At 68.2% G+C, this 25,951-nt stretch carries 24 protein-coding genes; 11 read left to right on the forward strand and 13 right to left on the reverse strand.

The window, feature by feature from the left end:
• The first annotated feature begins 43 nt into the window (after nucleotides 1-43).
• Nucleotides 44-907: a polysaccharide deacetylase family protein gene (locus DB31_RS20130; protein ID WP_169787080.1), complete on the forward strand. Its 864-nt coding sequence runs from the start codon at nucleotides 44-46 to the stop codon at nucleotides 905-907.
• Here the strand turns inward: DB31_RS20130 and DB31_RS44970 are convergent.
• The 3 genes from DB31_RS44970 to DB31_RS20145 all read right to left on the reverse strand — a co-directional run bounded on the left by DB31_RS44970 (nucleotide 864) and on the right by DB31_RS20145 (nucleotide 2,790).
• Nucleotides 864-1,334 carry a GNAT family N-acetyltransferase gene (locus DB31_RS44970; protein WP_169787081.1) on the reverse strand — a complete coding sequence of 157 codons (471 nt, stop codon included), beginning with the start codon at nucleotides 1,332-1,334 and terminating at the stop codon, nucleotides 864-866. The two genes, DB31_RS20130 and DB31_RS44970, sit on opposite strands and share 44 nt — an antisense overlap.
• Before the next feature lie 103 nt (nucleotides 1,335-1,437).
• The gene (locus tag DB31_RS20140) at nucleotides 1,438-2,331 is read right to left on the reverse strand and encodes a LysR family transcriptional regulator (protein ID WP_044190387.1); all 894 of its coding nucleotides are present in this window, start codon (nucleotides 2,329-2,331) and stop codon (nucleotides 1,438-1,440) included.
• 150 nt (nucleotides 2,332-2,481) lie between these two features.
• Complete coding sequence (locus tag DB31_RS20145) at nucleotides 2,482-2,790, reverse strand: hypothetical protein (RefSeq protein WP_044190389.1); 309 nt, start codon at nucleotides 2,788-2,790, stop codon at nucleotides 2,482-2,484.
• A gap of 59 nt (nucleotides 2,791-2,849) precedes the next feature.
• Between DB31_RS20145 and DB31_RS20150 the strand changes: the two genes are divergently transcribed.
• A complete protein-coding gene (locus DB31_RS20150; RefSeq protein ID WP_044190390.1) occupies nucleotides 2,850-3,950 on the forward strand; it encodes an MJ1255/VC2487 family glycosyltransferase in 1,101 nt (366 codons plus the stop codon).
• A gap of 6 nt (nucleotides 3,951-3,956) precedes the next feature.
• The gene (locus DB31_RS20155; RefSeq protein WP_044190391.1) at nucleotides 3,957-5,354 is read left to right on the forward strand and encodes a hypothetical protein; all 1,398 of its coding nucleotides are present in this window, start codon (nucleotides 3,957-3,959) and stop codon (nucleotides 5,352-5,354) included.
• 15 nt (nucleotides 5,355-5,369) lie between these two features.
• Here the strand turns inward: DB31_RS20155 and DB31_RS46660 are convergent, their stop codons facing one another.
• Nucleotides 5,370-6,035 carry a TFIIB-type zinc ribbon-containing protein gene (locus tag DB31_RS46660; RefSeq protein WP_044190392.1) on the reverse strand — a complete coding sequence of 222 codons (666 nt, stop codon included), beginning with the start codon at nucleotides 6,033-6,035 and terminating at the stop codon, nucleotides 5,370-5,372.
• Nucleotides 6,036-6,097: 62 nt separating this feature from the next.
• Between DB31_RS46660 and DB31_RS20165 the strand changes: the two genes are divergently transcribed.
• From DB31_RS20165 to DB31_RS20175, 3 genes are all read left to right on the forward strand, one after another.
• Nucleotides 6,098-7,897: a DUF4215 domain-containing protein gene (locus DB31_RS20165; protein ID WP_083968517.1), complete on the forward strand. Its 1,800-nt coding sequence runs from the start codon at nucleotides 6,098-6,100 to the stop codon at nucleotides 7,895-7,897.
• Between the two features lie 121 nt (nucleotides 7,898-8,018).
• A complete protein-coding gene (locus DB31_RS44975) occupies nucleotides 8,019-9,044 on the forward strand; it encodes a WD40 repeat domain-containing protein (protein WP_052420126.1) in 1,026 nt (341 codons plus the stop codon).
• Nucleotides 9,044-9,652, forward strand: coding sequence for an outer membrane beta-barrel protein (locus DB31_RS20175; protein WP_044190393.1), 609 nt, complete (start codon nucleotides 9,044-9,046; stop codon nucleotides 9,650-9,652). Before DB31_RS44975 ends, DB31_RS20175 begins: the two co-directional genes overlap by 1 nt.
• Before the next feature lie 21 nt (nucleotides 9,653-9,673).
• Here the strand turns inward: DB31_RS20175 and DB31_RS20180 are convergent, their stop codons facing one another.
• Nucleotides 9,674-10,717 carry an SDR family NAD(P)-dependent oxidoreductase gene (locus tag DB31_RS20180; protein ID WP_044190396.1) on the reverse strand — a complete coding sequence of 348 codons (1,044 nt, stop codon included), beginning with the start codon at nucleotides 10,715-10,717 and terminating at the stop codon, nucleotides 9,674-9,676.
• 47 nt (nucleotides 10,718-10,764) lie between these two features.
• On the reverse strand, nucleotides 10,765-11,244 hold the full coding sequence (locus tag DB31_RS20185; RefSeq protein ID WP_044190399.1) for a peroxiredoxin family protein: 480 nt from the start codon (nucleotides 11,242-11,244) through the stop codon (nucleotides 10,765-10,767).
• A 163-nt stretch (nucleotides 11,245-11,407) separates the two neighbouring features.
• On the opposite strand from DB31_RS20185, the gene DB31_RS20190 reads away from it, so the two are divergent.
• Nucleotides 11,408-12,529 carry an aminotransferase class I/II-fold pyridoxal phosphate-dependent enzyme gene (locus DB31_RS20190; protein WP_044190401.1) on the forward strand — a complete coding sequence of 374 codons (1,122 nt, stop codon included), beginning with the start codon at nucleotides 11,408-11,410 and terminating at the stop codon, nucleotides 12,527-12,529.
• Between the two features lie 113 nt (nucleotides 12,530-12,642).
• The gene (locus DB31_RS20195) at nucleotides 12,643-14,484 is read left to right on the forward strand and encodes a hypothetical protein (RefSeq protein ID WP_157232090.1); all 1,842 of its coding nucleotides are present in this window, start codon (nucleotides 12,643-12,645) and stop codon (nucleotides 14,482-14,484) included.
• A 493-nt stretch (nucleotides 14,485-14,977) separates the two neighbouring features.
• On the opposite strand, the gene DB31_RS20200 is transcribed toward DB31_RS20195, so the two are convergent.
• On the reverse strand, nucleotides 14,978-17,056 hold the full coding sequence (locus DB31_RS20200) for a molybdopterin-containing oxidoreductase family protein (protein WP_044190404.1): 2,079 nt from the start codon (nucleotides 17,054-17,056) through the stop codon (nucleotides 14,978-14,980).
• Nucleotides 17,057-17,069: 13 nt separating this feature from the next.
• On the reverse strand, nucleotides 17,070-17,198 hold the full coding sequence (locus tag DB31_RS51270) for a hypothetical protein (protein WP_276203633.1): 129 nt from the start codon (nucleotides 17,196-17,198) through the stop codon (nucleotides 17,070-17,072).
• 377 nt (nucleotides 17,199-17,575) lie between these two features.
• Here DB31_RS51270 and DB31_RS20210 point away from each other — a divergent pair, with 377 nt between their 5' ends.
• Both DB31_RS20210 and DB31_RS20215 read left to right on the forward strand, forming a co-directional pair.
• Entirely contained in the window at nucleotides 17,576-18,460 is an 885-nt protein-coding gene (locus DB31_RS20210) for a hypothetical protein (protein ID WP_044190410.1), read from the forward strand.
• Nucleotides 18,461-18,468: 8 nt separating this feature from the next.
• Entirely contained in the window at nucleotides 18,469-19,767 is a 1,299-nt protein-coding gene (locus DB31_RS20215; RefSeq protein WP_044190413.1) for a choice-of-anchor X domain-containing protein, read from the forward strand.
• 2 nt (nucleotides 19,768-19,769) lie between these two features.
• On the opposite strand, the gene DB31_RS44980 is transcribed toward DB31_RS20215, so the two are convergent.
• The 4 genes from DB31_RS44980 to DB31_RS20235 are packed head-to-tail and all read right to left on the reverse strand — an operon-like array spanning nucleotide 19,770 to nucleotide 24,701.
• Complete coding sequence (locus tag DB31_RS44980; protein WP_052420127.1) at nucleotides 19,770-20,369, reverse strand: hypothetical protein; 600 nt, start codon at nucleotides 20,367-20,369, stop codon at nucleotides 19,770-19,772.
• A gap of 25 nt (nucleotides 20,370-20,394) precedes the next feature.
• Nucleotides 20,395-21,870, reverse strand: coding sequence for a SitA5 family polymorphic toxin (gene sitA5, locus DB31_RS50545; protein ID WP_052420128.1), 1,476 nt, complete (start codon nucleotides 21,868-21,870; stop codon nucleotides 20,395-20,397).
• A gap of 27 nt (nucleotides 21,871-21,897) precedes the next feature.
• Entirely contained in the window at nucleotides 21,898-23,532 is a 1,635-nt protein-coding gene (locus DB31_RS20230; RefSeq protein ID WP_044190417.1) for a hypothetical protein, read from the reverse strand.
• Entirely contained in the window at nucleotides 23,532-24,701 is a 1,170-nt protein-coding gene (locus tag DB31_RS20235; RefSeq protein ID WP_044190419.1) for a hypothetical protein, read from the reverse strand. The genes DB31_RS20230 and DB31_RS20235 overlap by 1 nt, the downstream gene beginning before the upstream one ends.
• A gap of 130 nt (nucleotides 24,702-24,831) precedes the next feature.
• On the opposite strand from DB31_RS20235, the gene DB31_RS20240 reads away from it, so the two are divergent.
• Nucleotides 24,832-25,599: a PP2C family protein-serine/threonine phosphatase gene (locus DB31_RS20240; protein ID WP_044190421.1), complete on the forward strand. Its 768-nt coding sequence runs from the start codon at nucleotides 24,832-24,834 to the stop codon at nucleotides 25,597-25,599.
• 27 nt (nucleotides 25,600-25,626) lie between these two features.
• Here the strand turns inward: DB31_RS20240 and DB31_RS20245 are convergent, their stop codons facing one another.
• Nucleotides 25,627-25,932: a helix-turn-helix transcriptional regulator gene (locus DB31_RS20245; protein ID WP_044190424.1), complete on the reverse strand. Its 306-nt coding sequence runs from the start codon at nucleotides 25,930-25,932 to the stop codon at nucleotides 25,627-25,629.
• Nucleotides 25,933-25,951: the final 19 nt, after the last annotated feature.

Below are 25,951 nucleotides of genomic sequence, written 5' to 3' on the forward strand. Positions count from 1 at the left end.
CCGACTTTCCGTCGGGCCCTTTGGCGCGTTATGTCATGTGTCGATGGGCGTTGGACTTCGGACAGTGGTGGTGATGCTCGCAGGGCTCGCCTCGGCCTGCGGCGCGGTGGTCCTGCCTCCTGAGGTGGTTCCTGCTCCGAAGCAGGAGAAGGTGGAGCCCCAGCCCGTCGCGTCCTTCGTGACCCCCGTCGTGCACAGCGGCCCCCGCGACGAGATGCGCATCGCGCTCACGTTCGACGCGTGCCCCACCGCCTCCGCGTACGACGAGCGCATCACGAAAACCCTTACCGAGACGAAGACGCCCGCGACGCTCTTCCTCAGCGGCTCTTGGGTGAAGCACCGGCCGCAGTCCGCGCTGGAGCTGGCCAACAACCCGCTGTTCGAGCTGGGCAACCACTCGTACACGCACAAGCACATGCCGCAGCTCAAGAAGGATGGCGATGTGCTGGACGAACTGCTCCGGACGCAGGAGGAGATCTACAACCTCACCGGCCGCATCCCCGCGTACTTCCGCCCGCCCTTTGGTGAGTTCGACACGCGCCTGGCGTACCTGGTGGGCAAGGCGGGGCTGACCACCATCGAGTTCGATCTCGCCTCGGGAGACCCCGATGAGCACGCCACCAAGCAGAAGCTGGTGAATTGGGTGCTCAAGCAGGCCAGGCCCGGCGGCATCGTGGTCATGCACATCAACCACAGGCAGTTCCCCACCGCGGAAGCCCTGCCGGAGATCATCCAGGGCCTGCGCAAGCGGGGCTACGAGCTGGTGACCGTGGGGCAGCTCCTGAACGAGCGTCCGCCGCCGCTGTGCAGCGATCCGCTGCGCGTCAGCCCGCCCGCCGCCCCTGTCGCCCCGGCCGTGGCGCTCAGCGCGCTGGAGGGCGCGGTTTCCAGTATATCCGTTCCGTGACGCCCTTCGCGGCGAAGTCCGGCAGCAGGCCCACCTCCCGGTAGCCGTGGCGTTCGTAGAAGCGGTGCGCACCCGTGTTGAAGTCCGACGCGAGCAGGAACCAGCCACCCGGGGGATCGCCGCTCCCGTCCTCGTAGCCTCGGAGCAATTCCACGCCGAGCCCCTTTCCCTGGAGCCCCTCCTTCACCGCCAACGTGCGCAGGTAGGCCCCTGTCCCAAACGCGCCGCGCGTGATGAACCAGCACACGCCCACCGGAGCCCCCTCCAACTCCGCCAGCAGCAACCCCTCTCCTCGCTGGAGCGCCGCCTCGAAGCGCTGCGTCAGGGCAGCAGCGGTGAGCCCATACGCTTGGAAGAGTGAGAGCGGCGCGAGTGCTGTCCCCAGCGCGGAGAGATCAGCAGGTGTGGCAGGGCGGATGATGGACACGGGCGTCTCCAGAAAGAATCCGGTGGGTTCACCCTGCGCCATGGACTCGCAGGGCAACGTGGCCATCTTCCAGCAGTGAGCAGCTGCTGGCGCCGGGCGGCGGTTACTCCTCCTGCGCCGCCGCCAGCTTGAAGGCGTCGAGCACCGCCGCCGAGGCGCGATCCAGGTACTTGCCCTTGCGGATGAGCAGGCCGATGGGCCGGGACACGGGGCCCTCGGCGAAGGGTTTCACCACCACCGTGCCTGCCTTCTCCTCGGCCCGGCAGCTCGACAGCGGGAGGATGGCCACACCCAGCCCCATCTCCACCGCGCGCTTGATGGTCTCGACGTTGTCCATCTCCATCACCGGGTTGAGATCCAGGTTCTTCTCCCGGAACAGCCGGTCCAGCGCCTTCCGGGTGGGTGCCTCGCGGTCAAACGCGATGAAGGGTACTCCCGACAGCGCCGCGAGGCTCACCTTCGACTTGCTGGCGAACGCGAAGCCGGGCGCGCACACCACCCCGAGCTTGTCGTCGCGGAATGGGAGGATGTCCACGCCTGCGCGCGGCTGCGGGTAGGCGACGATGCCAATCTCCGCCGCCCCGAGGATGACGTCGTCGTACACCTGATCATTGCGCCGGTAGTTCAGGCGCATGTTCACCTTGGGGTGCGTCTTCAGCAGCTGCTTCTGCACGGTCTGCAGCTCATGCAGGCCCACCGAGTAGATGGTGGACACCGTGCTGGTGCCCTGCACCTCGGTGGACTGCTCGCGGATCTCCGCCTCCACCTCGGCGAAGCGGGCGAGGATCTCCTTGCACCCCCGGAACAGCCGCTCGCCCGCGGGCGTCGGCGTCACCTGGCGGGCGCTGCGCGACAGCAGCTTCTGCTCGTACCGGTTCTCCAGCGCGCGGATCTGCTGGCTCACCGCTGACTGCGTCACGTGGTTGAGCTGGGCGGCGCGAGAGAAGGAACCCGTCTCCACCACATCACAGAACATCTTCAGGGATTCGAGCTGCATAAGGGCGCCTCCTATACTGGAGCCGAAGCATTAGGCCAGAGGTAATTAGCTGTTCTTACGCTGCCTCGCCACGAATGCGCCATGGCCCTGTCCTGGAGGGCAGCTCGGTGCTCTGCCTCGGAGTGAAGGGGATGGCTCCCTGACTGGCGCTCAGGGGCGGGCGTCCGGTGCGCGAGGCGTGAGGTAGGGGCGCAGCAGCACGTAGAGCGCCAGCGCCAGGGCGATGAGCGCGCCCCCGCACAGCGTCTGCACCTTGCCGATGTGGGCGTTGGCCGCGGTCAGCAGCTCGCACTCGTTGGGGCTGAGCAGGCCGCAGTCCGTCTTGCCGAACAGGCCGCGCAGGCCCAGCACCAGCAGCCACACTCCGCCCAGCACCATGCCTGTCGCGAGCCCGACGAAGGCGGCGCGGCCCACGGAGGAGACGGAAGGCGGGGGTGAGCCGGTGGGGGGTTCGCTCATGCCCTGGGAGCTATCACCGCGCGGGCACGCGCGCCACAACCTGCGTATGCTCTGGGGCCATGCGAATCCTCTATGGTGTCGTTGGCGAGGGCATGGGGCATGCGACCCGCTCGCGGGTGCTGCTCGAGGAGCTCACGAAGGAGCACGAGGTTCACATCGTCGTCTCCGGACGCGCCCGGGACTACCTGGCCAAGCGCTTCCAGAACGTGCACGGCATCTGGGGCTACACCCTGGCCTATGAGGGCAACTCGGTGAGCAAGTGGCAGACGCTCCTGCAGAACCTGCAGGGCGCCGTCACCGGCTGGCCTCAGAACATCCGCCAGTACTTCGAGCTGGTGGAGAAGTTCCAGCCGGACGTGGTGGTCAGCGACTTCGAGTCCTTCAGCTACATGTTCGGCAAGGTGCACCGGCTGCCGGTGATCAGCGTGGACAACATGCAGATCATCAACCGCTGCAAGCACGAGCCGGAGCTGCTGGCCGGCTGGGAGGATGCCTACGAGACGACGCGCACCATCGTCAAGGCGAAGCTCCCTGGGGCCTTCCACTACCTCATCACCACGTTCTTCTACCCGCCGGTCCGCAAGGAGCGCACCACGCTGGCGCCCTCCATCCTCCGGCCGGAGATCCTCGAGGCGAAGTCCGAGCCCGGCAACCACCTGCTCGTGTACCAGACGTCCACGACGAACACGGAGCTGCCCAACATCCTCAAGAAGAGCGGCCTGGAGTGCCGCATCTACGGCCTGCGCCGGGACATCACCTCGGACGTGGTGGACGGCAACCTGATGTACCGGCCGTTCAGCGAGAAGGGCTTCATCGATGATCTGCGCACGGCCCGGGCGGTCGTGGCGGGCGGCGGCTACACGCTGATGAGCGAGGCGGTGTACCTGCACAAGCCGCTGCTCTCCATCCCCCTGGAGGGCCAGTTTGAGCAGGTCATCAACGCGCTGTACCTGGAGAAGCTCGGGTACGGCATGTACACGAAGCAGCTCACGCTGGAGGCGCTCCAGGAGTTCCTCTCGCGGGTGCCCGCGTGCCAGGAGTCGCTGAAGGGCTACGTGCAGGAGGGCAACACGCAGATCCTCGCGGCCCTGCGCGAGCAGCTCGCGCGCGCCTACGAGCACCGGGGCCACTGGCGGGCCGAGCTGTCGGAGCTGGACTGACGTCCCATGGCCGCGCTGCTCCCGCCCGACAACGCGCTGCGCGTCCAGCTCGAGGGGCGCTGGGAGCGCATCGAGCAGGCCCATGCGCGCTATGCCGCGCTTGCACGCCAGCTCGGCTCCTGGGGCTGGCGGAACCAGCTCCGGGACGCGCCGGAGCTGCTGAAGGCGGTGAGGGAGCAGGAGCCGGGGCTCGACGAGGTGCTCGAGTACGTGGAGCGGCGCGCCCAGCTGGAGCACTGGCCCCAGGGCCATCCCGGGCCCGCCGCACTCCAGCGGCTCCGAGCCCAACGCGCCCGGCTGTTGGCGCAGGGGCGCAAGCGGCTCGCGCAGTGGGGGCTCCCGGCAGGGGCGTCTTTCACGGAGGTGCTGAGCGGGCTCGAGTCCAAGGCGCTCGCGCCCCTGCCGGATCCGCCCGGCGAGGCCGAGCCCGTGCTGGCCGAAGGCCGCTCCTGGTTTCCCAGAAGCCGGTTCTGGCTCACGCCGGAGCGGCTCGTGTGGATTCTGTCGGGCGATGCGCCGCAGCAACTGCCCCTGAAGAACCTCCTGCCCGGTAGCATCTCCCTGCTGCCCGCGGGGCTGGGGGTGCGTGTGGAGGGGGAGGCGCACGTCACCCTCCCGGGCGTGCGGCGGCCCCGCGCCCTGGTGGCCCTGCTCAAGCTCTACAGCTGGAAGAGGCGCGGGCCCGAAGGTATGGCTCGCGAGCGGGTCACCCGCAGGGCCTTTCTGGACGAGCTCGGCACGGGCCGGGAGCAGGACCGGGTGTGGGGCATCTGCGTGTTCCGGCCCGGCTACCTGGCGTTCCTCCCCGAGCGCCAGCCCACCCTGGGGGACCGGCTGCGGTACCTCGTGGGCGCCGCAAGCCCCACGGTGCCGGCGGAGCTGAAGCGGCTGGAAGCATGGGTGAAGCAGTTGCGGAAGCTGCCCGAGGAGGAGTTCGACGCACACCTCCAGGAGCTTCTCAAGGCGTGTGGCGGGCACCTCTGGCCTTCCCGGGTGCTGCACCGGGCTCGGAACATCGGGGGCCAGGGGCCACGGATCCTGGTCCGCAGGCGGAGCGTGGTGGCCATCCCCGAGGCGCGGCCAGAGTTCGTCGAGCAGTTCTTCCAGATGCACTGGCCCAACGCTTGGAAGGTGGTGAGACCCAGTTGGTGGCGGAGGCATGCTGCCTCCCTGGGTCTCATCAGCATCAACGTGTTGGTGTGGTCGAGCTTCCTCTTCGGGGGCCTGCCTCGCGAGGATGCGATGGCCTTCTGGTACGCCGGGCAGGTGCCCTGGGTGCTGGCCTTCATGCGCTACGTGCGGGTCAAGGGCTATCACCCGCTGCTGGGCCTGGTGACGCTCGCGCCTTGCCCCGGGTGGCTCATCCTCACCTTTCTCTCGGACAAGAACTCGCCGCGCGAGTAGCTGCTGGGCCGCCCCTCAGCCGAACAGCTTGTTGATCAGCCACAGCAGGGCGGACTCGGACGGGGTCTCGTCCAGCGTGGGCTCGTTGAAATAGTGGCCTCGGACGTTGCTCGGCTCGCTGGGACTGGCCTTGGACATCTTCACGTCGTACGGGGCCGCTCCGTCCGGGGCGCAGCTGCCACAGTAGAACTTCTCGTCCCAGACGAAGGCGTGCTGGGGTTTCAGCGCGCGCTTGCAGGAGGCACACCGGGAGGGCGTGCCAGTCTGCACCTGGGGACGCAGATCCAACCCCTCGTCCCGGTAGGCTGCGGCCGCCTGGTGGAGCTGCTGCAGCTCCCCGGCATCCAGCCCCACGCCGCTGCACCCCGAGCAGACATCCACCTTGATGCCGAGTGCCTCGATGACGGGCAGGGGCGCGGTGCTACACCGGGGGCATGTAGGGGCGGCCTCACCACACGTAGGACAATTGGGCACGTAGCGGAGCGGGGTATGGCAACCTTTGCAGGCCCCGGGCTGATCCTTTGCCCTCCTCAGAAGGGCGTCCGAGACGGAGCCTCCCATCACTTTTGCCAGCGATTCTCCTTCGATCCACACCGCGCCGCACGCCGTGCACTCCTCGCGAGGCAGCCCCTCCATGAAGGTGGCGCGCATCCGCTCCTGGCAGAAAGGACAGGCACTCATGGGGCGGCATCCTACCCGAGGCAGTGATTGACACCTCGTCCAGGGAATTTCACGATCAGCGCATGTCGGTTACCCATCTTCGTGGACTCTTCTCGGGGCTGCTCCTGGGCCTGCTTCTTTCCTTCTCCCTGGTTCGCTGCGTGGGAGAGCCACCCGATGGAGTCCATCCGGATCCGGGGGAGACGCCGGGCAATAAACCGGACGGTGGGCCGAACAATAAACCGGACGGTGGGCCGAACAATCAACCGGACGGTGGGCCGAACAATCTACCGGATGGCGGTCCCATCCCCACCTCGTGTGGCAACCGGACGATCCAGGCCGGCGAGGCCTGCGACGACGGCAACAATGAGAGCGGCGACGGCTGCGCCGCGGACTGCAAGGCGGTGGAGGCCGGCTGGTTCTGTGACACGGCGGGCACGGCGTGTGTCCGCAACGTGTGCGGCGACGGGCGCACCACGGCGGGCGAGGCCTGCGACGACCGCAACACCGCTTCGAACGATGGCTGCAGCGCCCAGTGCACCGTGGAGAGCGGCTGGACGTGCCCCACGGGCGGCGGCCGCTGCGTCGCGGCCCGGTGCGGTGACGGCTTCATCGCCGGCGACGAGGAGTGCGAGGACGACGACAACCCGCCCGCGGGAGGCGATGGCTGCAGCGCCACCTGCCGCCTGGAGCGCGGCTACAAGTGCCCCACGGCGGGCCAGCCCTGTGTAGCCACCACTTGCGGTGACCGCGTGGTGGAGGGCACTGAGCAGTGCGACGACGGCAACAACGACATGGGCGATGGCTGCTCTCCGCTGTGCACGCGCGAGCCCCGGTGCACCAACGGCACGTGCCAGGCGGTGTGCGGCGACGGCGTGATTCTGCCGGGTGACACGACGGAGCAGTGCGACGACGGCAACCTGCGCGCCAACGATGGGTGCTCGCCCACGTGCCAGCTCGAGGCGGGCTTCCAGTGCGAGACCATCGAGGAGGATCCGCCGGCCTCGGTGGAGATCCCCGCCGTCTACCGGGACTTCCGCGGCAATGACTTGTCCGGAGGCCACATCGACTTCGAGAATGCCAACGCGTCGGAGCAGGGCATCGTCGGCGCGCTCTACACCGGCACGCTGGGCTCGGACGGCAAGCCCGTGTATGCGAAGGCGGCGAACGGCAACGGCAGCGCGTCCACGCACGGGCGGGCGGCCTTCGACCAGTGGTACCGGGACACGCCGAACGTCAACAAGACGATCGTCGGCACGCTGACGCTGAACCGGCAGGCGGACGGCTCGTACCTGTATGACAACCCGAACTTCTTCCCGGTGGACGGGAAGGGGTGGGTGGCGCTGGGCCAGGAGCCGGCGCGCAACAACGGCCACAACTTCTCGTTCACCAGCGAGGCCCGCTACTGGTTCGAGTACAAGGGCACCGAGGTGCTCGCGTTCCGCGGCGACGATGACGTCTGGGTCTTCATCAACGGGCGGCTGGCGGTGGATCTGGGCGGCGTGCACGGGGCCACGGATGGCGGCATCACGCTGTCTCAGCGGGCCTCGCAGCTGGGGCTGACGGTGGGCAAGGTCTACGAGGCGGTGGTGTTCCAGGCGGAGCGCCACACCACGGCGTCCTCGTACAAGCTGACCCTCACCAACTTCGTCACCCGCCGCACCCAGTGCGTCAACACGTGCGGAGACGGCATCGTCCAGCCGCCCGAGCAGTGCGACAACGGGACGAACGCCGGTGGCTACGGCCAGTGTGCTCCGGGCTGCATCCTCGGCCCTCGCTGCGGTGATGGCGTGGTTCAGGAGGCCAACGGTGAGGAGTGCGACGACGGCAACACCAACGACAGCGACGCGTGCAGCAACATCTGCAAGGTGATCCTCGGCTGAGGCGCTGAGGCGCACCCATGGCCCTGGGCGCCTCGGACTCTGCTCCGAGGCGCCGGGCTTCGCGCCGGCTCGTCACGCGTTTCGCTGCGAGCCGCTGGCCCGGCTGGGCTAGCTTGAGGGCATGCGCTCTCCATGCCCTGGCCGCTCCCTCGTGCAGCGCCTGATTCCTCTGGCGAGGCTTGCGCTGTTCCTGAGTCTTCCCGCCTGCGTCCAGGAGGCGGAGCTTCCCGTGCTGGCGCCGGGAGGCCCCGCCCGGGGCGAGGTGCCTTCCCTGGCCTTCATCGGCAGCCACTCCGAGGGCGAGCTGGCCGTCTACCTGTGGCCGGGTGAGCCGGAGGCGCCGCTCCGCCGCCTCGTGGACACGGTGGAAGGGGAATGGAGCACGCCGCCTCGCCTGGCGATCTCTCCCGATGGGCGCTTTATCGCCTACGCGGGCCGGGGAACCCAGGCGTCCGGGGAGCTCTTCCTCGTGGAACTCAGCACGCAGGCCCGGAGGACGCTGCTCACCGGAGAGAATCGCCCGAGCGGGGAGTTGGCCTGGTCGCCTGACGGAAGCCGGCTGGCGTTCGTGGGCAGGCCCATGGACACCTTCACGGACTTCGACGAGGAGCTCTATGTGGTGGGCACGGCCGAGGGCTCGACGCCCCTTCGGTTGACTCGCGATGACAATGATCTGCACAGCCCGGTCTGGTCTCCGGACGGGAGCCGGCTGCGCTTCCTGCTGGAGCAGGGCTCCATCCCGGGCTCTGGCCGGGGCGTGGAGGTGCTGGCGGACGGCAGCGGGTATGTTCAGCCGCTCGAGGGAGTGCCCACGGCGAGCACGAGCAGCACAGGCTCGGTGAATAGGCTGACGCTCTCGCCGGATGCGCGTCAGGTGGCCTATTCGATCTACGAATACCCCGCGGGCGGCCGGGTGTGCGTCCGAGGCCCCTCGGGGGAGCACTGCGTGCTGGAGAACCTCAATTCGGAGGTGGGCTCCATCGCCTTCTCCCCGGATGGGCGGATGATCGCCTTCTCCGCGCGCTGGCCCGAGTGGCAGGACTGGGAGCTGTTCGTGGCCTGGGTGGACCGGGGCGGAGCGGTGATGCTGACCGACGTGCCGGGCCGGGATGATCAGCCGGTCTTCTTCCCCGGGGAGGCGCCGTGATGAGAGCCCCCAGCCTGTGCCTGTCCGTATTCCTGACGCTGGCGCTGAGTGGGAGCGCCGAGGCGGCCAAGACGTCGGGCGTGGCGGGCACGTTGATGATCGGCTGGAACCAGCAGGTCTACGACGCCAGCGATGCGCAGGCCTACCTGCGGCGCCAGGGAGGCATTGGCGGCACGGGAACGCTGCTGTACCAGTGGCCCAGCGGCTTCGGGCTCGGAGCCAGCGCGAGCTTTGGCTCCATCGAGCGGGTCCGCGAGAAGGCGACCCGGGCCCCGTGCGAGGGCTGCGCGTTCGAGCGCACCACGCTCTCCTACGGCACGAGGATCTGGGATGTGGGGGCGGTGACGCGCTGGAGGTTTGCCATGGGGGAGTGGAACCCCTCGGTGCAGCTGGGGCTCGGCTTCGGGCAGATGTCCGGGACACGGGCGTTCGACAGCACCTCGACGGGACTCGCCCTTCACCTGGGGCTCGGGGTGGATTGGCGGTTCTCGGAGGAGCTGCCCGTGGCCCTGCGCGCCGAGCTCCGAGGGACAGCCGGGGCCTACGCTGGGGACGATTACCTGGCGGGCGCTTACTGGACGGGGCTGTTGGTAGGCGTGGGCTTCTGAGGGGCTCTCAGCGGCACCCGGTTAGTGGATGGGGACCTCGGTCTCGTTGTTGCGGCGGGCGGCCTTGCGAGACAGCTCGGTGAGCCAAGAGCGCGTCAGTGGTGTCTCGCTCTCGTCCCCCCTGTGCCGCTCCGTCTGGCTGCCCTGGGGCAGCATCCGGTTCACATACGCCAGCAGGGCCGCCGTCAGGTTTGGCGCCAGCGCGCGCGCCACCGCTCCCATCTTCGCTGGCAGGCCCACCAACACCTCCGCATCTCCGCGCCGGCACGCCTCGATGATCCTCCGGCCCGCCCGCTCCGCGTTGAGCGACAAGCCTGGCAGCGAGCCGCACACGTAGAACCACGCATACTCCTTCTCGTGGTCCCCCTTGAACGTGGCGTTGCGCGGGCTGCCCGTGCGCATCAGCCCTGGGCACACCGTCGTCACCTGGATGCCGTCCTGCGCCAGCTCCGCCCGCATGCCATCTGACAGGCCCACGAGCGCGAACTTGCTCGCGCTGTACGGCACCATGTGCGGCACGCTCACCTTCCCTCCAATGGAGGAGATGTTGACGATGCGCCCCGCGCCGCGCCGCTTCATCTCCGGCAGCACCGCCAGCGTCGTGTAGAGCGGCCCCCAGAAGTGCGTGTCGATGGCCTCCTCGAAGTCCTCGAGTGTCATGGACTCGAGCGGGCCCGTCTGGATGATGCCGGCGTTGTTCACCAGCACGTCCACCGCGCCGAACCGCTCGTGCACGCTGGAGACCATGGCCTCTACCTGCACCGGGTCCGTCACGTCACACGGCACCGCGAGCACCTCGCCCCCCAGGCTCTCGAGCTCCGTCCGGGCACGCTCCAGCGTGGACTCCTCCCGGCCGCAGATGACCACCCGGGCGCCCTCCTTGAGGAAGCCGCGCGCGAGGAGCAACCCCAGCCCGCGCGTGCCGCCGGTGATGAGCACCGTCTTGTCCTGGAAGCTGATGCGGGAGCGCACCAGGGCGCGCAGCCCCAGGGCCACGCCGACGCCCGCGGCGGCCAGCTTGCCCAGGTTCATACGGGAGGACTGCTTCGTGTGGCGCTCTGGCATGTCTTGGACTCCGTGAGGACGAGTGAGCTGGAGACGGAGGGCCGCGCTCAGGGCGCGAAGGCCCCCGTGTTGGCGTCAGGGCCGGTGAGGCGGTCCAGCACGAGGCGCACCTCGCGCAGCGAGTCCGCCGAGAAGGTGTGCAGCCGGAGGATTCCCTGGGCATCGAAGACCAGGTAGCTCGGGTGGGTCTCCACGCTGTAGGCCTGGGCCATGGAGCCATCGTCCACGGCGATGGGGTAGCGCAGGCCGTGCTTCCGGGCGAAGCGCTCCACGGCGTTGGTGTCTCGCAGCTCGCTCTCCGAGTGCGTCACGTCCACGCCGATGACCACCAGCCCCCTCGGCCCGTAGTCCTGGATCCACTGCTGCACCTGGGCGAGCTGGCCCATGCACTCCTCGCAGTCCATGGACCAGAAGTGGAGGAGGACGGGGCGGCCGCGCAGCTGCGAGACGTGGACGGGGGCGTTGATCCAGCCACCGTCGGGATCCAGCAACGTGAGGGGAATGGGGTGCTCGTCATCGAAAGCCATGGGCGCGCTCCGCGAAAAGACATTGGATCGGACGTGCTTCAAGCTATGCATCGGGGGTCGGCGTCCCCCATGCCGGCCCCAGGCGCGGCTCGCCTGCCTGGGGGGAGGGGAGAGGAGGCGCCTGGGCGGCAGGCAAGCAGCCGGTGCCTCGGGAGGACACTCTGTGCGGATCCCGGACTTCAAGCTGGAGCGCTACTTCGCGCGGTGGGAGTTTTCCGCGCCCTACCTGCTGTGCACCTCGGACATCGAGGGCTGGCGCATGTCGGAGCTGCTGGCGATCGCGGACCCCGAGGCGCTCCGGCGGTGGGAGTCGCTGACGCTCGGCTACACCGAGTCCACCGGCTTGCCTGCCCTGCGCGAGGCCATCGCTGGGCTCTACACGAGCGTGTCCGCCGAGCAGGTGCTGACGTTCGCGGGCGCCGAGGAGGCGGTGTTCGTCCTGATGAACGTGCTGCTGGGGCCGGGGGACCACGCGGTGGTGACGTGGCCGGGCTACCAGTCCTTATATGAGGTGGCGCGCGCGACGGGAGCGGAGGTGACACTGCTGCCGCTGAAGGAGGAGGAGGGCTGGGAGCTGGATCTGGGGGCGGTGCGGCAGGCGCTGCGGCCGGAGACGCGGCTGCTCGTGGTGAACTTCCCGCACAACCCCACGGGCGCGCTGCCGGGGCCCGCCACGTTCGAGGCGCTGTGTGAGCTGGCCGAGGAGCGGGGCATCTACCTGCTGTCCGACGAGGTGTACCGCCTGCTGGAGCACGCACCCGTGCGGACGCTGCCTGCGGCGGTGGAGCGGACCTCTCGGGGGCTCAGCCTGGGGGTGATGTCCAAGGCGTTCGGACTGGCGGGGCTGCGCGTGGGGTGGCTCGCGCTGCGGGACGCGGAGCTGCTGCGGAAGTGCGCGGCGTACAAGGACTACACCACCATCTGCAACAGCGCACCCAGCGAGGTGCTCGCGCTCATTGCGCTGCGAGCGAAGGAGAAGGTGCTGGCGCGCAGCCGCGCGATTCTCGAGGACAACCTGAAGCGGCTGGACGCGTTCTTCGAGCGCCATGCGGACACGTTCCGCTGGGTGCGCCCGCGCGCAGGGAGCGTGGCCTTCCCGCGCCTGCTGCGAGACATGCCTGTCTCCGCGTTCTGCCAGGCGCTCGTCGAGCGCGAGGGCGTGCTGTTGCTGCCGGGAGACGTCTACGACTTCCCGGGCAATCACTTCCGGCTGGGGCTGGGGCGCACGCAGATGCCCGAAGCGCTCGCGCGGCTGGAGCGCTTTTGCGAGGCGACGTTCCGCTGACCCATACGGGGGACGGGGAAGTCCACGGTCAGTGAAATTTTCCTTGTAGTTCCACTTGTGCCTGAATTAACAGGATTCCTGCTTCGGCGGAATTGAACAGGACAGGTGGAACGATGACGAGACAGCAAGTGATGCGGGGAGCGGTCGCAGCAGTGCTGGCGGCTGCGGGGCTGAACTGTGGCGGTGAGGCCGGCTGGGAGCCGCCGAAGCTGGGGGTGCAGGAGCAGTCTTCGGAGACGGTGATGGTGCCCACCGGCATCACCACGGCGGCTCGCCTGGGACAGGGCCGGGATTGGGTGAAGGAGGAGCTGCGCAGCGAGTGCGTGCGCTCGGCCACCTCGGTGACGATTCCGTTGCAGCAGGCCAACCTGCGCTTCAGCAGCTCCATGCTGAGGGAAGAGGCCAGCGAGTCGCTGGGCTTCAGCCTGGAGGCCAAGGCCCGCTTCGGACTGGTGGATGCCAGCGCCAAGGCCCGCTTCAGCCGCTCGCTGACGAGCAGCTCGCTCTCGGTGGGCATGTTCTACATGGCGGACTACCGCCTGGGCATCCAGAAGCTGGACGAGGGCAGCCTGCAGTGGCTCGTGCAGCCGGGCAGCGCGGATTGGCTCTCGCGGTGTGGGGATGAGTTCATGCTGCAGAAGGAGGTGGGCGGCCAGCTCTACCTGCTGTACCGCCTGGACTTCAGCTCGCTGTCGGCGCGGCAGGAGTTCGAGGCCTCGGTCGGGGTGAGCTGGCCGGCCGGGAGCGTGAACTCCCAGGTGTCCTCGCAGGCCAGCCGCTTCGCGGGGCGCGCCTCGGTGCACGTGGAGGCCTTCCAGTACGGCGGAGACGTGACGCGCCTGTCGAGCATCCTCGGGGGGGCGGCCGAGGCGGGCCGGGTGGTGCTGGACTGCAGCATGACGAACCTGGCGCCCTGCGGCGCCTTCATGCAGAACGCCATCACCTACGCCTCGGCCCAGGGAGCGGGCACCTTCTCGGATTCGCTCAACAGCCAGCCGGCGGATCGCGTCTACCTGTTCAAGGACTGGGGCATGCTCGGAGTTCCTGCTCCGGTGCGCACGGTGGGCGCCAGCGTCCAGCAGGCGCGCACGAGCCTGCGCCAGCTGTTCGATCAGCAGGTGGAGTTCCAGGAGCGCGTGGCCACGCTCAAGAGCGGCCGGCTGTACGTGTCGCCGGATCTGCGCTCTCGCCTGGACGCGCATGAGCTGGGCGTGCAGCGCAACCTCTCGCTGATCAGCGACGCGGTGAAGCGCTGCTATGATCAGCTCACCGATCCGCAGAACCCCACCCTGGTGAATGACTGCGTAACGGGGAGTCAGCTCAGCACGCTCGTGTCCAAGGGATATGATCCCAACTTGACCATCGCCGCGCTCAACGTCGACGTGCGGCTGCCCTTCGTGTTCGGCGGCATGTACCAGGTGGATGATTCGCGCTCTTCGCCGAATGACGTGGTGAACCCCTTCACGGGCACGGTGGGCTGCCCCTCGGGCTTCACCGCCATGCAGTTCGGCCGCATCTACACCCCCGAGCACCGCACGGGCGCCAACCAGTTCCTGTGCGTGGCGCCGCAGGGCACCGTTCAGGGATGGAGCTTTACGGGCCTCTTCCAGGTGGATGACCGGGGCTCTGCGGGCAACAACGTGTCGAACACCTTCGCGGGCGGGTTGCTGAATTGCCCTATGGGCACGGGCATCGCGTACCGCTTCGGCCGAGCCACCGGCCCTGAGAGCCTGTGGGGCGTGAACCAGAACCTGTGCAGCCTGGGGACGCGGACCTCGGAGAAGATGCCCCTGGGCGGCCTGTACCAGGTGGATGACTGCGGCCGGAACAACGTGGCCAACCCGCTCACGGGCACGCTGAGCTGCCCGGACGGCTTCGCCACGCTCCAGGTCGGCAGAGTGAAGACGCCCGAGAGCCGCTGCGGCGCCAACCAGTACCTCTGCAAGGCCTACTGAGGACGGCCTGCCCGGAGAGCGGCGGGTTCGATTCCCGCCGCTTCCATGCAGAACAACCCGCCGCTTTGAGCCGAGTCCGCTTCTAACGAGGAGATGCGTATCGCCTGCGGGGACCCAATCGCTTGGGCCTGTTGGCTGCGTTGAGTACCTCAACACCATGCCCGCTGGGTGGCCCCTGCGCCGGGGCCAGCCTCGCACCTGCAGTAGCCAGGCCCAGGTGCTTCAGGATCGCGCGCACCCCTCGTGCTCCCTTCACGTACGCCAACACCCGGCGCCTGCCTCCACACCTCACGCAGGCGAGCACGTCGAAGTCGCACGTCCTCCTCAGCACCTCGGCCCAGTCCACTCGCGGCGTCCTCTGCTTCATCCGCTCCGTTCTGGCCGCTGCCTCCTTCCCCGCTCTCGACTCCTCCTCACCTGCTTGGGGGAGCGCCGCGAATGAAAGCGTGGATGCGCCAGACCGAGGCTGCGCTCGCGTCGCCGAGTTCCCCGCTCAGCTCGCTCCCTCGACCTCCACGAGGTTGTCGTAGAACGTCGCCCCGCCGCCCATGTCGGTCACCGCCTGCGAAGTCGTGTGGTTCACGTTCCGCCCATCAGGTGTGAGCGAGCTCAACCAGAGCGACGGAGCGACGACCACCCCCGGTCGCGCCCTCTCCGTCACGACGGCATCGGCCAGGAACGCGCCGCGATCGTTCCGGATACGTACCCTCTGGCCGCTGATGATCGAGCGCGCCGCCGCGTCGATGGGGTGGATCTCCAGGTGCGGGCCCTTCTCGAACCGCGCCAGCACATTGCTAAACGTGCTGTTCAAGAAGTAATGACCGGGCGGTGAGATCAGCGCCAGCGGATAGCGTGCAAAGAGCTCAGGGCTCGACGCGCTGCTCTCACGTGGGGGAGTCCATGTTGGCAGCGGGTCATGGCCGTCGCGGGCCATCCTCGCGGAGAAGAGCTCGCACTTGCCGGAGGGCGTCGAGAAGCCTCCTTCGGCGTACGGCGCGAACGGCGTCGGAACATTCAGGCGCACCGCTCCCTCGGCTTGAACGCGCTCGAGTGTGATCCCCGCGAGCCATGGGTGCTCGCTCTGCAGCGCCTGCCGCGCCATGGACTCGTCACTGTCCTGGAAGCACGGGTCGCTGAATCCCATGTGCGCCGCGAGCCTCCGGAAGAGGTCCGTATTCGGGATGGCCTCGCCGAGCGGCGCGATTGCCGCCGCGTTCCACATGACATACAGGTGACCGTAACCGATGTGCATATCCACGTGCTCGAGCTGCGTGGTCGCCGGGAGGAGGAGATCCGCGAAGTTGGCCGTGTCCGTGTGGAACTGCTCGTGAACGACCGTGAAGAGATCCTCGCGCCGGAGCCCGGCTTTGACGCGCTCCAGGTCGGGAGCCACACTGGCTGGATTCGAATTGTAGACAAAGAGGGCCTTGACGGGTGGGTCGGTGACCTCCGTGAGGATCCGCCCGAGCTCGACCATGTTGAGAGTGCGGGTGCCGGGCGGGATCAGCTCAAAACGCTGCAACGCGGCATGATTGACCGGGAAAGTTTCGTAGGTCCATAGCTGGACACCGCCAGAGGCGGAGCGCCATGCGCCGGTCACCGCGGGCAAGCACGAGATGGCGCGCACCGCCATCCCTCCGCCGGCGTGGCGCTGCATCCCGAAATTCAGGCGGATGGCTGCAGGCTTGCACGTCGCGTATTCAACCGCGAGGGCCTCGACCGACGCCGCTGGGATCCCGCAGATGGCCGCCACACGATCAGGCGGGTACTCGGCGGCGCGCTCTGCCAGCTCGTTTCGGCCCACGCAGTATCGGTCCATATAATCCTCGTCGCCGAGGCCGTCACGGAAGATGACGTGCATCATCCCGAGCGCCAGCGCCGCGTCAGTCCCCGGCAGCAGCGCGATATGCTCATCGCACTGCTCCGCGGTCCGCGTCTTCCGTGGATCGATGGCTATCACCCTCGCCCCTCTCTTGCGCGCCGCAGTGACGAACGGCCAGAGGTGGGGGTTCGAGGTCAGCGTGTTGGTGCCCCACAGGAGGATCGTGCGCGCTCCGTCGAAGCACTCTGTATCCATGCCCATGGAACTACCCACGCTGTAGGCCATGCCGACCACGCCGGCGGAGCCGCAGATCGTGCGATCGAGGAGCGAGGCGCCGAGCTTGTGGAAGAACCGTCGATCCATCGAATTGCTGTGCAGGAGCCCGAGCGTGCCGCTGAACGAGTACGGCAGGATTGCCTGCGCCCCCCACTCCGCGATGATCTCCTTGAACCGGTGCGCGATCTCGTCGAGCGCCTCCTTCCAGGAGATCGGCTCGAAGCGCCCCTCACCTTTCGCGCCCACGCGGCGCATCGGGTGGAGCACGCGGCCAGCATGATAGGTACGCTCCAGGTACCGAGAGACCTTCGCGCAGAGGAAGCCCCGAGTCGTCGGATGGTCGGGATCGCCTCGTACCTCGACAGCTCGGCCAGCCTTGACCGTGGTCAGCATGGCACAGGTGTCCGGGCAGTTGTGCGGGCACACGCTCCGCACGACTGTCGCTCCTGAGTCTTCGGTGATTGTGGCGCTCATCCGGAACAACGTATCACGCCGTCGTGCGGCACTTTCTCGACAGCCACGTCGCCGCCGACAGGCACGGCGGACGTTTCTGGATGGAGACGATCCGTTGAAAGCGCGGGATTTCGATCGCGGCGAGCGAGATCGTCCGGGCCACTGCGACGCCTCGAGTCCTTGTCAGTGCGAGGCGTTACCTCGTGAGACAAGCCGCAGTCCCCCAGATCGTTGGCCCGCGTTTCCGGGAGCTCGCTTCCACTGGTTACCTCCTGAGCGCCAATTCCGCAGGCCCGCGTATGTCCTGGTTGACCCACTTCGGGTCGTCGCCGACCCGCCGGAGCGCGCCGGAAAAAATGGGGGAGTTCGAAGCCCGTGACCATGACGCGCCAAGTCAGCTTGTTCGTGACAAACATGTTCTACAGGGCTCTCGATTTTTAAAGAGCTGAGACCGTACAGTGCGCGCGCTCCGTTGCTTGGTTTCTCGCCGGGCAGGGGCTCTCTCTTTCTCTCTCTCAGCCTTGAGCCGGAGGCGTTCGCATGAAGACGCTGTTCAGCGCAGTCCTCGTTGCTGTCACCATCTTGGTAGCCCCTGAGGCTTCCGCGACCAACTACACGCTGTGGGTGCACGGCCGGAATGGCGGCAACACGCAGGCCGGTAACTACAACGACTTCAGCTACTGGGGCCCCAGCTCCACTGCGGCCGGCGTGAACAAGAAGGCCGTCAACTGGAACGGTACGCAGAGGGTCGGCGGGGAGAACTATCGCCTCCGCGACGCGCTCGACTGCTTCTGCACGGGCGCCAACTGGTGCTACCTGGTCGGGCACAGCGCCGGCAACCTGCAGATCGGCTACGCCCTGTCGCTCCATGGTGGCTCGACGCGCTACAAGAAGAACGCCTCCCCCAACGCCAGCGGCGTGTGCGGCAACCTGGACGGCACCACGCAGGTGGGCTGGAACATCAAGTGGGTGGACATCGCCTCGGGCGCGGGCGGCGGCAGTGAGCTCGCGGACCACGGTGACTGGGCCATGAGCGAGCCCCTGGTGAGCGATCTGGTCACCACTACGTCGCGCGCCATGTACAACCACAACACCACGCGCTCGCTGTGGTTCTACATGTTCGCGGGCGCCAAGGGCACGGCGTACTCCGGCATCCTCCCGGGCCAGGATGACGAGGCGGTGTCCTACCACTCCACGGGCGGCGTCTCCGGCTCCTCTGGCGGCTCCTACTGCAACCCCGGCGATCTGTTCTGCGGCGGGACGCTGAACACGGGCACCGCCGCGTGCAGTGATGGCCGGGCCAAGTGGAGCTACCACTCGGTGTCGCTGCGCGATACGGGCGAGGCCTACAACCACTACGCCAACGGCAACTGGGCTGGCATCATCGGCCCCGTGCGCTCGGATGTCGTGACGTACGCCAAGTAGCTCACGCCATGGACCCGAAGAGCCCCGCCCCGCCTCCCTCCTCGAGCGCTCGCCGCCTGCTGTGGCCGTTGGCGCTTGTGCCGCTGCTGTTGCTGGTGGCTGGGGTGGGGTGGTGGGTCATGGGGCTCGGCGAGTCCGGGCCGGACGAGGCCATCGAGGCCTCGTCCGTGCCCAAGTCGGGTTCGCCGTCCGAGGGGCCGGGCAGTGCTCGGGCCTCGCGGGCGGGTCCCGCTGCGCCGGTGGTTCCCAGCAAGGGTGCGGTTCCGGCTGCGGCGCCGCTGTCCCCCGGAGAGCAGGAGCGCGAGGCCCAGCGCGTGCTCTGGGAGAAGCGGTTGGAGCGGGCGAAGTTCTCGCTCGAGACGTACGTGAAGGGCACGCGCTACCCGCCGGAGTCTCGCCACATCCGTGAGCATCCGGATCAGGAGCAGCCCGCGGCGCCGGAGCGCACGCGGCCGCTGAAGAAGGACAGCGCGGACGTGCAGCTGCGGCTGAAGCAGGACAAGGTCTTCGTGGCAGGGGACGAGGTAGTGACTTTCTCCGTGGGCTGCGAGGGGCAGACGCACCAGCCCCTGCCGTGCGAGGTGTTGAACGCACGGGCGCACGAGGCCGAGCACATGCTGGGAGGCCAGGAGCCGCTGGCGGGGGTGCCGCTGGCGTTCGTGGATGATGGCACTCGTGGGGATGCGCTGGCGGGGGATGGCACGCTGACGGCGAGCTTCCAGCCCTCGAAGCAGGGCTTCCCTCTGTTCTCCGGGACGTTGCGTGTTTCATTCCAGGTGCGCTCGGGCAACTCGGAGGGGACGGCGTTCTTCGATGTGCTGTTCACGCCCGCGCCGCCGGCCCGGTTCACGGGCAAGGTGCGCGAGGGGGTGGAGCGCGGCTCGCTGAAGCTCTACCTGGGGATCCAGGTGCGCAAGGCGGGGCGCTACGTGTTGGCGGCGCGCGTGGATGACGAGGCAGGAGTTCCGTTCGCGTACGTGACGTTCAACGACGAGCTGGCAGAGGGGGCGCAGGAGGTGGACTTCGTCGTCTTCGGCAAGCTCCTCCTCGACGAGGCGCCCACGTTCCCGCTGAAGCTGCGGGATGTGGAGGGCTTCCTGCTGAAGGAGGCGGGAGATCCGGACCGCGAGCTGCTGTCGACGCTCCGGGGCTACGTGCACACCACGCGCGAGTACCCCACGAATGTCTTCTCTGGAGAGGAGTGGCAGAGCGAGGAGCGCACGCGCTACATCAACGAGTTCACCAAGGACGTGAACGAGGCCCAGAGCATGCTGGACCAGCTGGCTCCGCCCAAGGGCGCTCCCTGACGTCAGAACACCACGCCGTCCAGCTTCTCCAGGGTGGCGCGAATGGCTTCCGGGGTGGTGCCTCTCCGCTTGGCCAACGCGGAGGCCGAGTACGTGACGGCCACCGTTGAGGGCCAATCCTGATCAAAGTCGCTCATGACGATGGGGCCGATGTCGCCGGGCCATGGCGCCTCGCGCAACTCCTGTGCGCGTTTGAAGGTGTCGAGCAGGGTGAAACAAGGCCAGCGAGGGAAGCGCAGGGTTTGGGTGTCACACCCCAGGAAGCGGCACCCATCCATCTGAGCCTCGGAGAAGTCGCAATCCTCGATGCCGCCATCGGGAGGCGGGTGTGGATTGCTCCCGAAGTCATTGCCCGTGAGGCGGCCCGTGAATCGGCAACCCTTCAGGAAACTCGTGTACCACGAGAAGTTCTTCAGCTCCTGCTTCACATGGATGGTGCAGTCAATCAGCCGGGTTCGTGCGATGACGAGCGCCCGTGCGGGAACCTTCAGCACGAGCGTGCACTGCCGGAGCGTCAGGTCGTGGCCGAGGTAGTACAGCTCTGACTTGCTATCCAACACGAGCTGCTCATTGACGATTTCGCGGTCACTGAACTGGATCATGGAAGGTGGGAACTCCGCCGTTTCTTCAAAAGGCAATGAGCCGGAACAGTTCGTCAGCCATACGGCGACCGTGCATCTCCATGTTCCATCGAGTGCCCGAGAGAATCTCGTACTGAAGCCCAGTTGCGGGGTCAATTGCGTCTACGCCCTGTCTGCTCCACTTCAGGAGCTTGAACTGAGCCCGCAGCGCGTTCTCTACGAACCTGCCGCGGGCCATGCGTTCCAGGAGATGGGCTTTTAGGTGCTTCCCGAGTCTCCTCGCCTCGTTGATGGCTTGGCGCTCGTTTGGGCTCAAGGCACTGGGACTCCAAGTTCTCGCAGCCTGCTGCGCTGCAGCTTGCAGGGCGTCGCCCACCGGATCTGCCGTGGGGATCTTCTTCAAGGATGTGGTGGCGGGTACGTGCCAGCGCTGCCCATTGATGAAGACCTGCATGTTGCCGAGCCGGTGCCGGATGATGGTGAACACCGAGCGGGCACTCGCGGTGGTTGCGGCCTCCTCAGCCACGGCAGCTCGCTGCAGCACGGAGAAGGTGCCCTCGGAGGAGACGGCCACTTCCTCCACCTGGGCGGCCTTCTGCAGTGACGTCCCTTGTGCCTCAGCCCTCGCCGCCGCGCGCGAGAAGCCGGGCAGTTGGGGCAGCTTCTTGGCGAACTTCGCTACCGTGCCACCCAGCGCGGCGGTCACGAGCATGACCAGCACGTGTGACGTGTTCTCCCCCAGGACGCGGCCGTACTTCTCTCCGGCAGCGCGGACCTGTGTCACAGAGGAGGCGCCGTCGACCTCCTTCACCAGCACCACCCATCCGTCCATGAGGTTCCAGACGGTGCTGCCCCCCAGCCAGGCGATGAGGCCGACGGTCAGTGACGCGGCCAGGACCTTGGATACGGGCTCAGGCAGCATCCACATCGCGAGGTAGATGGCGCAGGTCCACACGATCAGGGAGAGAACGGCTGCGGGCTGCACCATCTCTTTGAGGGAGTGCTTGAGCTGCTGGAGCGCCGGCGCCAAGCCGATGGCCAACGCCAGGATCCGAGCATCCTCGAGGGTCAGGACAGGCCCATCGGTCTGGAGGCCCAAGCAGTCCGCGCCAGCATTCAGCTCATGGCAGACACGCGCGTACTCGTGCCGGAGCTCCTGTGCGAGGGAGGAATCCAGCGGGCTGTTCTCGTCCAGAGGTGTCAGATGCACCCGGCGGTCCGTCCCAACCTCTGCCAGCAGGCTGCTCCCCAAGGGCTGGGACAACAACCACTGGGCCGACTCCTTCGGGGTCGTGGAGAGCGGCACTGCGGGAAGCAGCGTGCTCATCGCACGGTGGAAATCCTCTTCAGTGACCTGCTCCGGCTCCGGGTCCGGGTCGCTCACGGTGAGGAGGTGGGCCTCGTAGCGGAGTGCAGCCAGCTCCCACTCGGTGGAATCGCTGTGCGTCGGAGGAGGGGCAGGGGTGGTGGCGCAGGCGGTCAACAGCGCCAGCGCCAGCGCATCCAAGCGGTAGCACTTCATGGGAGAGCTCCGGTGTGGACTCGACGCTTACGGTGACTCGTCGGCTTCCACCGTGTCGTCGATGGAGACGGGAGGAGCCAACGCGCCCAGCATCGCGGCCGTGAGTGCCGGATCTGCGGGCTCGGTGCCTCCCTCGAACAGGCTCGCACCCAGCTCCCTGGCCTCCACCAGCGCCTCCGCGGGCGAAAGCTGTCCCGCCCGCAGTGTGTCGAGAAGCTCGTCGTTGGCCAGCACGGCCAGCGCTCGTGCAGCGCTGGAAGCCAGCAGGACCGCCGCGTCAGCCGGAGGCGTCTCCGCCGGCAGTGCGTGGCCGAAGAGCGTTTGGCTGTGAGCCATGAGCTCGGGCGTCACCGCGTCCCATGAGAAGGCACCCATCCCGCCTCCCACGAACAGGACGCGGAGAACCTCCGCGCGGGCTTCTGCATCCGCGCTCCGGAGCGCCTCCACTCGCTCCGGGTTGTCCAGCAACGCTGCCCAGGCTGCGCCCAGCCCCTCCACCTCACCTCGGAGGAGCAGCGGCATCAGGTCCTCCAGCAGCGTGGCCGCCTCGTCTCCCAACCCCGACAGCTGCACCGCGTAGAGCTGCGTGAGCGCCGCCACCACCTCGCCAAGTGCTCGTGGAGCCACGCCCAGGCCGGGGATTCCCAGCACCTCGCCCGCCAGTGCTCCCAGCGGGAGCCGCCCGCCCGCCATCAGTCCATCCACCGCCCGGGTCACGCTGCGGAAGATCCTCCCCGCCGACGCCATCCCGATGGGGCCTCCCAGCGCCATGCCGATCAACCCCACCCCCGTGGCACTCAGCTGGCGCGCCACACCGTCCACCGCGCTCACCGCCCCTGGGGACTGTTCGCGCTGGGCCAGCGCGTCCTCCGTGAAGGGCGCCAGGTTCTGGAAGAAGGCCTGATGCTGCAGACCTCCCAGCACGAGGATCTGCGCCACCTGCCGGGGATCCGTGTCGGCCTCGAGCCGCGAAGCGAGCGCCCGAAGCCCCTCCGCCGCCATCTCCGCGAAGGCCCGCTGCGAGGCACTTACGGGCGAGTCCTCCAGCACCGCTCCAAAGACTTCATCCGCGAGCGACTGCAGGAACCGCGCGCCTTGATCAGGCCGCAGCACGTGGGGCACCAGCACCGAGAGCGCCTGGGCATCCACCGGCTGCGTCATCGCCGACAGCTCCGGCAAGCGGGCCACCAGCGCCACGGGAAAGCGAGCAATCGGCGCCACCTGTTCGGGCAGCAGCGCCTGGAGTGCCAGCTGGGCCTCGTGGGCCGCCGCGCTCGTGAGGTTGCCCCCATACGCTGCGAGCAGGTCCAGCGGCAGCTCGGGCCGCAGCAGGAAGAATGCGAGGTTCGCCAGGCGCTGCTCGGGCGTGAGCCCCGGGTCGCTCAGCAGCGGTCCGCCCACCGGATCCGCGAACAGCACCACCCACTGCGCCGCGTCCTGCGCCCGCGTCTCCTCGTCGCCGGGGTAGCGCAGGCGGGCCAGGCACGCCGCCAGCCCCGAGCTGAACTCCTGGCTCCGCAGCGCCTCCGCATCCGCCTGGAGAAAGGCCTGGGTGAGCAGCACGTCCGTGGACGGCTCGCGCGGCAGGTTCGCCACCGCGTGCAGCAGCAGGCCCATGATGGCCGGGCCCGAGGGCGCTGCCGGAGTCGAAGGGTTCTCCATCACGCCTGCATCACGGACCGGACGAAGTCCGCGAGGTTCCCCTCGCCAATGCGCTGGAGCAGGGCCTGAGCCGCCTGGGGACTGCCAGAGGCCGCCAGCGCCGCGCCGCGCTTCAGCCCAGTCGCGTCGGAGACCTCAGGCGCCAGGCTCTTCTCGTACAGCGCCGTGGCCACCTGCGCCTGCAGCTCGGACGTGCCCTGCCGCGCCACCTGCCCGGCCACTTCGAGCGGGCTCTGGCCCTCGGTCAGCTCACCCGTGGAAGAGAGCGGGGCCTCACTGTCCACGAACTCCTGCGGCGCCGGCTTGACGCCTCCCGGGAGATCGTCCAGCGAGGGCATGAAGCCATCCGAGGCCGCCGAGGCCTCCTGCGCGGAGTCCTGGCCCATCGGCAGGTCATCGAGCGATGGCATGAACGCGTCGATTCCCGCGCCGCCCGAGTCCGAGCCCTCGAAGGGTTCCGGGTTCGCCAGCTCGGAGAGGACCTCGTTGCGCGCCTCGCCCTCGGGCATGGCCAGCACGAGCTCCAGGTCATCGCGCGACAGCGTCATGGCGCGCTTCAGCTCGGGGTGCTCGCTCTCCCACGCCTGGGCATCGGGGAAGCGCTGCTCGGGGTTTTCCGGATCCGTGACGCTGCCGTCCGCGTGCTGCACTACCGAGCGGCCGCTCTCGCCCTCCGAGGGCGCATAGAGCAGCACCGAGTCATCCTCCCCCGCCAGCTCGAAGGACTTCTCCAGGTCGGCGGTGGCGCTCACGCCAGGGCGGTTTCCAGACATCTCCTCCTGCCGGGCCTGGGAAGCCTGCGGCGAGGCCGCGCCTCCCGTGCGGGCACGCCATGCTTCCCAGTAGCGGGCCGGAGGGGGGGGAACGTTCGTCCCCAGCAGGTGCTGGTAGCGCGGCAGCCGGGCCTGGAAGTCGCTGTGACCCGTGTAGGTGCTCATCGGGTCCGACGACTTGCGGGCCCGTCCCGCCAGGCTGGGAGCGTGCGCCTCGAGCAGGGAGTGCCCGGCCTCCTGAGAGGACTGGAAGTCACTTTGATCCGAGAAACCCCGCCGGGCCACTGGCTCTACGGGAGCCGTAGGCTGGTGTCGGATGGGAGCGGTGACTTCAAGCCGCGCCGCCCACGTCGTCGCGGTGGAGATGCCCGAGAGGATGCGGCGGATAGAGCTCATGCGTTTTCATTGTCCTGTGGAACCCTTCAAAGTTGCTACCCCTCTCTGAGCCAGACAGACCTACACTGAGGGGTGCTGGGGGTTCCGTGCGGCATGCGGTATAGAGTTCCCAGTGCTGCCCGAGGACGGGATGCGAATCGAGAGCGCGGGACAGACACACGTCGGCAGACGGGCCCACAACGAAGATGCCTATGTGGTGCGAGGCGACCTGGGCCTGTTCGTCGTCGCGGATGGGCTGGGCGGGCAGGCGGGCGGTGAGGTCGCCAGCCGCTGTGTGGTGGACGCCTTCACCGAGTTCGGCGAGCGCATGCTGCGCGACTCCAACTCCACCTGGCCGGACCCGCTGAACCCTCAGAAGAGCCGCGAGGAGAACCTGCTGCTGGCCTGCACGGCCATGGCGCAGCGCGCGCTGCAGACGCGCCGGGTGGGCTACCTGCGCGACATGGGCTCCACCGTCGTGTCACTGCTGGTGAGCGACAAGGTGGCTGCCGTGGCGCATGTGGGCGACAGCCGCCTGTACCGGCTGCGCGCCGGCCAGATCGAGGCGCTCACCAAGGACCACTCCGTCACCGAGGAGCTGCGCGCCGCCGGCCTGGAGCCGCCTCCGCGAGGGCAGAGCGCCTTTGGCCACATCATCACCCGAGCCCTGGGCACCGAGCGGGCCGAGCCCACCGTGCAGCGGGTGGAGCTGCAGCCGGGAGATGTGTTCCTGCTGTGCTCGGACGGCCTCTACGAGCCGCTCGAGCCGGAGCGCATCATCGAGGGCCTCTCCAAGGCCTCCGTGCAGGATGCCTGTGATGTGCTCGTGACCGGCGCCTACGACGCGGGCGGCCGCGACAACATCACTGCCGTGGTGGTGCGCGTCTCCAGCCCGCCGTCGCTCACCGGGCTGATCTAGAACTCCGCGCAGAAGAGGGGCTCGCGGCTATTTCGAGGGCTCGAGCACCAGTGCCAGCAGCGAGTCCGCGTTCTTATGACACTCGAGCGGGTGGCGCAGGGGCGTGTTCGGATGGAGCGCGTAACGGTTGCGCCGCCCATCACGGGAGCGGGTGAGGTAGCCAGCCTCCTCGAGGTCCGCGACGATCTTCTGCACCGCGCGCTCGGTGATGCCCACGCTGGAGGCCACATCGCGCATGCGCGCCTCCGGATTCCGGGCCAGGCACAGCAGCACGAGGGCGTGATTGGTCAGAAAGGTCCACGCCACCTCGTGGCCGGCTCGGCGAGGGTTCATGGGGACATTGTACCGTTGC

The organism is Hyalangium minutum, from assembly GCF_000737315.1.
GTDB classification, from domain to species: domain Bacteria; phylum Myxococcota; class Myxococcia; order Myxococcales; family Myxococcaceae; genus Hyalangium; species Hyalangium minutum.